General features: G+C 67.3%; 10 protein-coding genes and 1 pseudogene. 3 read left to right on the plus strand and 8 right to left on the minus strand.

Features of this window, described 5'->3' with window-relative positions; translation table 11 throughout:
- The first annotated feature begins 92 nt into the window (after positions 1 to 92).
- The gene (locus tag ACTJK0_RS06545) at positions 93 to 470 is read left to right on the plus strand and encodes a hypothetical protein (protein ID WP_440744673.1); all 378 of its coding nucleotides are present in this window, start codon (positions 93 to 95) and stop codon (positions 468 to 470) included.
- A 22-nt stretch (positions 471 to 492) separates the two neighbouring features.
- Here the strand turns inward: ACTJK0_RS06545 and ACTJK0_RS06550 are convergent, their stop codons facing one another.
- Entirely contained in the window at positions 493 to 1,038 is a 546-nt protein-coding gene (locus ACTJK0_RS06550) for a CGNR zinc finger domain-containing protein (protein ID WP_440744674.1), read from the minus strand.
- Between the two features lie 131 nt (positions 1,039 to 1,169).
- On the opposite strand from ACTJK0_RS06550, the gene ACTJK0_RS06555 reads away from it, so the two are divergent.
- Positions 1,170 to 2,147 carry an EamA family transporter gene (locus ACTJK0_RS06555; protein WP_440744745.1) on the plus strand — a complete coding sequence of 326 codons (978 nt, stop codon included), beginning with the start codon at positions 1,170 to 1,172 and terminating at the stop codon, positions 2,145 to 2,147.
- Positions 2,148 to 2,245: 98 nt separating this feature from the next.
- Here the strand turns inward: ACTJK0_RS06555 and ACTJK0_RS06560 are convergent, their stop codons facing one another.
- A complete protein-coding gene (locus ACTJK0_RS06560) occupies positions 2,246 to 2,509 on the minus strand; it encodes a WXG100 family type VII secretion target (RefSeq protein WP_440744675.1) in 264 nt (87 codons plus the stop codon).
- 210 nt (positions 2,510 to 2,719) lie between these two features.
- Here ACTJK0_RS06560 and ACTJK0_RS06565 point away from each other — a divergent pair, with 210 nt between their 5' ends.
- Complete coding sequence (locus tag ACTJK0_RS06565; RefSeq protein WP_440744676.1) at positions 2,720 to 2,992, plus strand: DUF2277 domain-containing protein; 273 nt, start codon at positions 2,720 to 2,722, stop codon at positions 2,990 to 2,992.
- A gap of 25 nt (positions 2,993 to 3,017) precedes the next feature.
- On the opposite strand, the gene ACTJK0_RS06570 is transcribed toward ACTJK0_RS06565, so the two are convergent.
- From ACTJK0_RS06570 to ACTJK0_RS06595, 6 genes and pseudogenes are all read right to left on the minus strand, one after another.
- The gene (locus ACTJK0_RS06570) at positions 3,018 to 5,267 is read right to left on the minus strand and encodes a heavy metal translocating P-type ATPase (protein WP_440744677.1); all 2,250 of its coding nucleotides are present in this window, start codon (positions 5,265 to 5,267) and stop codon (positions 3,018 to 3,020) included.
- Positions 5,268 to 5,307: 40 nt separating this feature from the next.
- On the minus strand, positions 5,308 to 5,547 hold the full coding sequence (locus ACTJK0_RS06575) for a heavy-metal-associated domain-containing protein (RefSeq protein WP_440744678.1): 240 nt from the start codon (positions 5,545 to 5,547) through the stop codon (positions 5,308 to 5,310).
- Positions 5,548 to 5,602: 55 nt separating this feature from the next.
- A complete protein-coding gene (locus tag ACTJK0_RS06580; RefSeq protein WP_110545122.1) occupies positions 5,603 to 5,968 on the minus strand; it encodes a metal-sensitive transcriptional regulator in 366 nt (121 codons plus the stop codon).
- A gap of 296 nt (positions 5,969 to 6,264) precedes the next feature.
- On the minus strand, positions 6,265 to 6,777 hold the full coding sequence (locus ACTJK0_RS06585; RefSeq protein ID WP_440744679.1) for a universal stress protein: 513 nt from the start codon (positions 6,775 to 6,777) through the stop codon (positions 6,265 to 6,267).
- Positions 6,778 to 6,873: 96 nt separating this feature from the next.
- A complete protein-coding gene (locus tag ACTJK0_RS06590) occupies positions 6,874 to 7,665 on the minus strand; it encodes a class F sortase (protein ID WP_440744680.1) in 792 nt (263 codons plus the stop codon).
- Between the two features lie 102 nt (positions 7,666 to 7,767).
- Positions 7,768 to 8,424 (minus strand): annotated as a pseudogene (locus ACTJK0_RS06595) (hypothetical protein); the annotation flags it as partial.

Here is an 8,424-nt window from a genome sequence, read left to right on the forward strand (position 1 = left end):
GGAGCGACCTTCTACTTTCTGTAGAAAAAACAGGCGCAACACTGCAACTCGTACACCAGGCCGGCATCCGCCGCCTGCAGGGAGGAACCACCGTGGCTGACCAGCATCAAGGAAAACCGCGCAAGCTGCGGACCTCGGTGAAGGGTCCGCTGGTGTTCTCGGCCTTCTGGGCGGTCGTAGCCTTCGTTGCAGTCCTGATTTTTGCATCGGGCGGGAGTGCCCGCGCACCCCGCTTCGACCTCGCCTTCACGGCTGCCGGCATCGCCTTCATCGTCACACTGGTGATTGCCGCGATGCTCTCCATGAGCTACAAGGAGAATGCCGAGCATCTGGGCAAGGGGTCGGGCGTTAACCTGAGTTCGGCGCCCAACGGCTCACCGCACGGTGGCCCCAGCCACGGGTTTGGTGCCCCTGGAAGCCAGAAGCCCCCCACGCCGGGCGACGGCACGGACGGCACGCCCCGCAGCTAGCTCCAGGAGCCGGCCGGGACTGCTATCCCGCAGCTGCCTGCCTGGCCCGGTAGGCGGCCACATGCGCCCGGTTGGCGCAGTTGCCCGTGTCGCAGTATCGCTTGGACCGGTTGCGGCTCAGGTCCAGCACGGCGGCGTCGCAGTCATCCGATTCGCAGATGCGGAGCCGGTCCATTTCCTTGCCCCGGATCACGTCGGCCAGGGCCATGGCCGCTTCTGTGCTCATCCGTTCCGCCAGTGGAGCCTCGGGGGCGGTGGCATGCAGATGCCAGTCCCATCCATCGTGCTTGGTCAGTTGCGGCAGCGCGTTGGCATCACGCAGCAGCCGGTTGACCGTCTCCACGGCACCATCCTCATCCGCCGTCCACACCGCCGCCAGTTGGCCGCGCAGTTCCAGCACGCTTTCCAATTCCTCGGTGTTCCGAGTCCGGGCCCCCGAGAAGTCCTCAGCCGCCAGGAAGCTGTCCAGGTCCGCGATGGATGCCAGCCCTTCCCTGCCGTTTGCGGCTGTATTGATCAGGTTCACCACCGTCCGCAATGCCACTTCCGTGTCAGGGGCGAAAACCATGTTGACTCCTTACAGCGCCGAAGCGTAGTGTCATGACCAATACCCCACTTTACTCCTGACAGGAGGCAACGGTGCCTGCCGCCACCAACAACATTCCCGACCCGGAGCTGACTGCCCGGCGAAGCAGCTTCATGGCGTCCGGCCTTGGCGTCGCGCTCTTCTCCTCTGCCGTCTTTGGCCTGTCCGGATCCTTTGCCAAGTCGCTGCTGGAAACCGGGTGGTCCCCGGGTGCTGCCGTGACGGCCCGCCTGACCGGCGCGGCCCTGATCCTTGCAGTGCCCGCAGTGGCCGCACTCCGGGGGCGCTGGCACCAGCTGCGGGAGAACTGGCTGACCATCGTGCTGTTCGGGCTTATCGGTGTGGCCGCCTGCCAGTTGTTCTACTTCAATGCCGTGGCCCGGCTCTCCGTAGGCGTGGCCCTCCTGCTGGAGTACCTGGCCCCCGTAATCATCGTCCTGTGGCTCTGGGCTGCCAGCCGCCGCCGCCCCCGGGTGTTGACCGCCGGTGGAACGCTGCTGTCGCTGGCCGGACTGGTGCTGGTCCTGGACCTCACGGGTGCCGTCAAAGTGGACTTTGTGGGTGTCCTGTGGGGGATCGCGGCCGCCGTCTGCCTCGCCATCTATTTCTTCATCACGGCCAGGGAAAACGACACCCTGCCGCCCCTCGTGCTGGCCTCGGGCGGCCTTTTGGTGGGCGCTGCCGTCATGTGGCTCGCCGCCGCCACCGGCCTCCTGCCCATGTCATTCAGCGCCGCGGACACCACCCTGGGGCCATGGACCACGCCCTGGTGGGTCCCGCTCGCCGGGCTGGTGGTGCTGGCCACCGTGCTGGCATACGTTTCCGGCGTAATGGCGGCCCGGTCCCTCGGCTCAAAAGTCGCATCCTTCGTGTCCCTCACCGAGGTCCTCTTCGCCGTGGTGTGGGCGTGGCTGCTGCTCGGCGAACTTCCCGGAGCCATCCAGCTCCTGGGAGGTGTCCTCATAGTGGGCGGCGTCATCCTGGTCCGGCTCGACGAACTGCGCGCCGCCGCGGCCACCCCGTCCGGACATGGCGCCAGGATGCCGGTGTCACCCCTGGAACATGCCAACGACGTCGAGCCCGTCCCCTAGGCATATCCTCCCAGGTGCCGTACACGGCGATGCCTTGAGAACAAAAAGAGGCAGGGACACCAACCGGTGTCCCTGCCCCGTTAAGCTGGCGGTAGCTCCTAGTGGGAGGCCTGGCTCTGCTCTTCGGCGTTGCGCTTGGCCTGTGAGCCGGCTTCCTTCAGTGCCTCGGCAACCTTGGTCAGCATCGCGGTGTGGGTACCGGACCATTCATTGCGGAACTTGGTTGCGTCCGGGCCTTCCCAGCTGGTGCTGCTCAGAACCTTGGTGAGAGTGGATTTCTGCGTCTCGATCTCGGACGCCCCTGCCTGAAGCTTGCTGCCGAGCTGGCGAAGCTGCTCAACGTCTGCACCCCAAATAGCCATCAGTTTCTCCTTGTTGAATCGTGGATCCGAACCAGATCGGCATCCCCAGCGGCCCCCCGGCTCATCCGGAAGATCCATTGCCTAAAACCTATCCCGGCCCCCAAACAGTGTCGATGGGCAGCCCTGCCCATGCCGGACTCCCCATGCACTGCCGGGAAAGGCCAAAAAAAGGGGTCGATCCCAGGCGTTGGATGAGCCTAGCATGGCGTTATGTGCCGGAATATCCGAACCCTCCACAACTTCGAGCCGCATGCCACCTCTGAGGAAGTGCACGCGGCGGCGCTGCAGTACGTCCGCAAGATCAGCGGCAGCACCAAGCCATCCAAGGCCAACCAGGAGGCCTTTGACGAGGCCGTCCACGAGATCGCCCACATCACCCAGCACCTCCTGGAGGCCCTTGTCTCGCAGGCCCCGCCCAAGGACCGCGAGACCGAGGCGGCCAAGGCCAGGGCCCGGGCCGCGGTGCGGTACGGTGCGGCCTGAGCCCTCGCTCGTACCCGCCGGGGGGCTACTTGCCGAAGCTGCGCAGCCGCAGCGAGTTGGCTACCACCAGGACAGAGCTGGCAGCCATGGCGGCGCCGGCAATCATGGGGTTGAGCAGTCCCAGGGCGGCCACCGGAATGCCCACGGCGTTGTAGAAGAACGCCCAGAAAAGGTTGGTCTTGATGGTGCCCAGGGTCTTCCGTGACAGCTCAATGGCCTGAGCCACCTGGGCGAGGTCGTTTCCCATCACGGTTAGGTCCGCGGCTTCGATCGCCACGTCCGTCCCGGATCCCATGGCGATCCCCAAATCGGCCTGGGCCAGCGCTGCGGCATCGTTGACGCCGTCCCCGGCCATCGCGACCGTGGCGCCGCCGGCCTGAAGCTTCCGGACTGCCTCGACCTTTCCTTCCGGCAGGACGCCGGCGTAGACATCGTCCGGAGCGATGCCGACGGCGGCAGCCACTTGGGCGGCGACGGCGGCATTGTCACCGGTCAGCAGGATGGGCCGCAGCCCCAGGTCCTTCAACCGCGTGACGGCGGCAGCGGACCCTTCCTTGACGGTGTCCCTGAGGCTGATGATTCCGGCGGCTTTCCCGTCCACGGCGACGCAGATGGCCGTTGCGCCGCCCTCTTCTGCCGATGCGAGCGTGGCCCGCTGGCCGGCGTCCAGGACGATCCCGTTCTGCTCCAGCCAGCCGCGCCGCCCCGCCATCAAGGCCCTGCCCTCAACGGTTCCCGACACTCCGCCGCCGGGGGCGGAACGGAACTCCTGCACTGCAGGCAAGGCCCCGTCGTCGTCCGTGGCGCCCGTGGACGGGGCCGCGGCGGCTGCGGCAGCGATGGCGCGGGCCACGGGGTGCTCGGAAGCGGATTCGACCCCTCCGGCCAGCCGGAGGACGTCCTGGTCCTGGAATCCGGCGAATGCTGCCGTGGCGTCCACGGCCAGGACGCCGGTGGTGACCGTGCCTGTCTTGTCCAGCAGGATGGTGTCCACGGTGCGGGTGTCTTCAAGGACCTGCGGGCCCTTGATCAGGATGCCCAGCTGCGCACCGCGGCCGGTGCCCGTCAGCAGGCCCACGGGCGTGGCCAGGCCCAGCGCGCAGGGGCATGCGATCACCAGGACGGCGACGGCGGCCGTAAACGCCTGCCGAAGGTGGTCGCCGTCAGCGGCCGGGCCGGCGAGGAGGAGCCAGAGCACGAACGTCACGACCGCCAGTGCCAGGACCACCGGCACGAAGACCGCACTGATCCGGTCCGCGAGCCGTGCAATGGGGGCCTTGCCGGTCTGGGCCTGCGAGACCAGCCGCGCCATCTGGGCAAGGGTGGTTTCGGACCCCACCCTGGTCGCCTTGACCAGCAGGCGGCCGGACGTGTTGATGGTGGCGCCGGTGACACGGCTGTCCGGCCCCACCTCTACGGGGACTGATTCACCCGTGACCAGTGAGGCGTCAACGGCCGAGGCGCCGTCCACCACCACGCCGTCGGTGGCGATCTTCTCTCCAGGGCGAACCACCAGGACGTCGCCCACCTGCAGCAGGTCGGCGGGGATCTTCTCTTCGTTGCCGTTGCGCAGGACCGTGGCATCCTTGGCACCCAGGTTCAACAGGGCCTGGAGGGCGTCGCCGGCCTTCTGCTTGGCGTTGGCCTCCAAGTACCGGCCCAGCAGGAGGAAGGTGGTGACGACGGCCGCCACCTCGAAGTAAAGGCCGCCGGACATGCCCTCCATGCCAGGGTGCTCAGTCATGCGCGGATCGGCCAGCAGCTGCCAGGCGGAAAACAGGTAGGCCGCAGCCACCCCGAGCGATACCAGGGTGTCCATGGTGGAGGCGAGATGGCGGGCGTTGATGGCGGCGGCCCGGTGGAACGGCCAGGCCGCCCACGTGACCACCGGCAACGCCAACACGGCCGCCGCCCAGCCCCAGTTGGGGAACTGGAAGGCCGGGACCATGCTGACCAGGAAGACGGGAAGGGTCAGGGCGGCGGCGAGAATGAGCCGCGGGCGGAGCTGCCCGGGGTCGACGGCCGGACGGCGCGGCGCACGGACGCTTGCGGTATAGCCTGCAGCGTTGACCGTGTCCACCAGTTGCTCGTCGGTGATCCCCTCGGGGACCGTGACGTAGGCAGATTCCAGCGGGAGGTTTACCGTTGCCGACACGCCGTCGAGCTTCCCGAGCTTCTTCTCCACCCGGTTGACGCAGGACGCGCAGGTCATCCCCTCGATGTCCAGTTCGACGATCCGGGTGCCGGGCTGGTGCAGCAGGTCCTGGTGGCTCATTGTCAGCTTTCCGGTGGTGGCTTGGGTGGGGGCGGGATTCCTAGGCTTCGTTGGCAACCATCAGGTAGCCGGCCTCGGCGACGGCTTCCCCGATGTCCGAGTGCGGGAGGTCCTTTGTGGATGTGATGGTCACGGTGGAAATGCCGCCGGGGTTCAGCTCGACGTCCACTGATTCGACGCCCTCGAGTGCTTCAAGTTCTTCGCTGACGGCCGACACGCAGTGCCCGCAGGTCATGCCGGAGACGCTGATGGTCGTGGTGGCGGGGGAGGTGGTGCTCATGGCTTGCTCCTTTTCGTAGGCCGGGGGTGGCCGGCGGATGGCGTGGGTGATGGGTTCAGCGAAGCAGCCGGCCGATGGCGTCGGCGGCTTCCTTGACCTTGGCGTCAATGGCTTCGGCGCGTGCCTCGGGGTCAGGCTCCGAGGCTGCACCCACCACGCAGTGGCCGATGTGTTCCTCGACCAGGCCAAGGCTTACCGCGTGCAGGGCCTTGGTCACGGCGGCGACCTGGGTGAGGATGTCGATGCAGTACTTGTCCTCATCCACCATCCGTGCGATGCCCCGCACCTGGCCCTCAATGCGCTTAAGGCGCCGAAGGTAGGCGTCCTTGTTTCCGGTGTACCCGTGGCGGGGTGCAGCGGCATCGGCCGGGGCGGAATGCTCAGCTGCCACGGCGTCGACGGCTTCTTGGATAGCGTTCATTTACTGACCGTATACCCTATGGGGGTATAAATTCAAGTACCCCTATGGGGTATACAAGGGAAGCTCATAGCGGAGCGCGGGTGCCGGGCCCGGGGCACAAAAAAGCTCCGGAGTGCGTTATTGGGGGATACGCACTCCGGAGCAGCTTTTGGGCAATTCCGGCTTCCACTTGGGTGGATCGGGCTTGCTTGAATCAGCTTACTGGCTGGTACAGCCACTGCGCCAGCACCGCGAATAACTACTTTCGCTTTACTTTAAACCGGCCCTTCGCGCCCGGTTTTGTCCGGTCTTCCGGCCTAGCCGCGGTCCTCATGGGCGGGCTTGCGGTAGGGGACCACCAGCACGGGCCGGCTTTGGTGGTGGCTGAGCCAGGTCCCGACCGAGCCGTTGAGCGCCTCCGAGAGCCGGTGCGTGAAGCCGCGTTCCGGGGTGCCCACAATGATGATCGGGGCGTCCACCTCGGCGGCCAGTTGCCCCAAGGCGCGGGCCGGGTCGCCGGTGAGGGTGCGGAAGGACCATTCAGGGGTTTTGCCGCCCGTGGCCAGTTCCTCCATGGTGGATTGCACCTGGGCCGTAAGGTCCGTCGACAGTGCCAGCATGTCGTCATCGGCCTCGGGATGACGGGAAAGGCGGTGGGCTGAGCGGTCCGGGTCCCACTCCACTAGGTAGCTTGCTTCATCCACGTAGGCGCAGACCAGGGGTGAGCCCAGCCGGGCGGCCAGGGCGGCCGCGGTCTGGAGGACCTCCGGATGCTGCTGGGGCATGATTCCTACCAGCAGGGGATTGCCGTTGAAGTGTTCCCATGTCATGGGGCCAATTGTCCGCCCCTCCAACCCGGCAGGAACAGGTACCTTGGGCCCGCAAAATTCCGTGGCAGCAGCCGGGACGGATCCTCCGTGGAGTACTCAGTCCGCCGCAGGGTAGGCGGTGACCACCACGTTCTTGCCCCAGGGATCCTCGGTGAAGCAGCTGATCAGGACCAGGCGGTTGGGCACCATGTCCCAGACGGGGCTGTCCTTGAGGCTGGACTTCAGGTAGGTGGTGATGCTTTCCACCTGGTAGCTGATGGTTCCGGCTGCTGTTTCCACAGCAAAACGGTCTCCCACGGCCGCCGCTGAACTGAGGTGGTTGAAGGGGGCGTCCGCACCCTCCCAGCTGTGGCCGATGACGTAGGTGGTGTTCCCGGAGCCTTTGCCCGGAACCCCAAACGGTGTAAGCCAGTAGGCGTCCTTCGTGGCAGGAGGTTCGATGGTCCGGCTGGACTGGGCCTCGCCATCCAGGTCCAGTGGATGGATTACCACGTCGACGGCGGCCGACGGGTAGTGGATGCGCACTGGCTGGGCAGCGGGCGGAAGATCCGGTCCTGCTGCGGGTTCCGCTGCAGTTGTGCCGGCTGGTGGGGCCGGTGCTGCCTGGTCATGCCCAGGCACGGTGTCTGGCTGTCCGATCACCGCAATCGGCTTCGTGCCATTCAAAGCCGTGCCATTGGCAGCCGTGCCACCGGAAGGAGCGCCGCCGGTGGCAATCGCCGTGACCGGGCCGGCCGACAGCAGCGGTGCCGCGTGGAACAAGGGGGCACCCACGGTTGAAGAGAAGAAGGCCAGGAACCCGCACAGCAGGATGGCCAGATCGCTCCGGTTCCATCGCATGATGCCGCGCCGCACGGGTGCTGCGTGTCGGCTTCGGTCCTGGCGCATTTGATTCCTTAAGGGTCGGCGGGGGTGGAAGGAAGGCGTCCTGCCGGGCACTGGCAGGACGCCTTCCTTGTCAGAGGGCCACCGGTGGTGGCGGTGTTCCGGCTAGCCGGCGGTGTGCAGCGGACGCGACCGGCGCCGGACTGCCACCACGGTCCCTGCGGCAGCCAGCGCTCCCAGGCCTGCGAACCAGTCCGGCAAGCCCTCGGGCGCTCCCACCGCAGTCTGGGCGTTGTAGCCCTGATTGGTTCCCACGCTGACTGGGGCAGGCGCGGCCTTCGGTGCCACGGCGGTCTGCTGGGCAGGGGCGGGCTGTGCGTGCTGAGCAGGCGGAGTCATAGCAGCCGAAGACGTTCCACTGGTCGTGTCCACGGTGATGTTGGATCCGCCGTCGTTGCCGGTGCCGCCGGCGCCCGCTCCGCCGGTGTCTGTGCCGCCGGTGTCTGTGCCGCCGCCGCCTGTGTCGGTGCCCCCTCCGCCGGTGTCTGTGCCGCCGCCGCCTGTGTCGGTGCCCCCTCCGCCGGTGTCTGTGCCGCCGCCGCCTGTGTCGGTGCCCCCTCCGCCGGTGTCTGTGCCGCCGCCGTTGCCGTTGCCGCCGCCGCCTGTGTCGGTGCCCCCTCCGCCGCCGTTGTTGGTGCCGCCGCCGCCGCCGTTGCCGCCGCCGTTGTTGGTGCCTCCGCCGCCGCCGTTGCCGCCGCCGTTGTTGGTGCCGCCGTTGCCGCCGCCGTTGTCGGTACCTCCGCCGTTGCCGCCGCCGTTGTT

The sequence above is a fragment of the Paenarthrobacter sp. 22069 genome (assembly GCF_052046035.1).
In the GTDB taxonomy this organism is placed as follows: Bacteria; Actinomycetota; Actinomycetes; order Actinomycetales; family Micrococcaceae; genus Arthrobacter.